General features: G+C 65.1%; 1 protein-coding gene. It reads left to right on the top strand.

Features of this window, described 5'->3' with window-relative positions; genetic code table 11:
• Nucleotides 1-436: biotin/lipoyl-binding protein (locus JHD62_RS21515; protein ID WP_199104586.1), on the top strand; the 436-nt coding region annotated here is incomplete at both ends.

Genomic DNA, 436 nt, shown 5'->3' with positions numbered 1-436 from the left:
GGTGCTGAGCTGGTGCTGTCCGGCAATGTGGATATCCGCGAAGTGAATTTGTCTTTTCGCGTGGGTGGCCGCCTGCAGCAAGTACTGGTGGACGAAGGCGCAACGGTGAAGGCCGGGCAGATACTGGCCCGGCTGGACGATGCACCGCAACGTAATGCCGTAGCCGATGCCGAAGCGGCACTCTCTGCACTCAAGGCCAGGCAGTCGCTGATGCACCAGGGTTATCGGGCAGAAGATGTGGCGCAAGCCCGTGCCACGCTGGATGCCCGCCAGGCCGTGCTGACCGATGCCAATGCCGCCTGGCAGCGGCAACAGGAACTGGCCGGCAGCGGCGCTGCAGCGGTGAAGGCGCTGGATGCCGCCCGCTCCGCCCGCCAGCAGGCGCAAGCGCAGTATCAGGCAGCACAGCAGCAATACCAGGCACTGAGCAAGGGCT

Source organism: Aquitalea sp. ASV11 (assembly GCF_016429185.1).
GTDB lineage: Bacteria > Pseudomonadota > Gammaproteobacteria > Burkholderiales > Chromobacteriaceae > Aquitalea > Aquitalea pelogenes.
The sequence above is the reverse complement of the archived record's forward strand: the minus strand, read 5'-3'. Positions and strand labels throughout refer to the sequence as shown.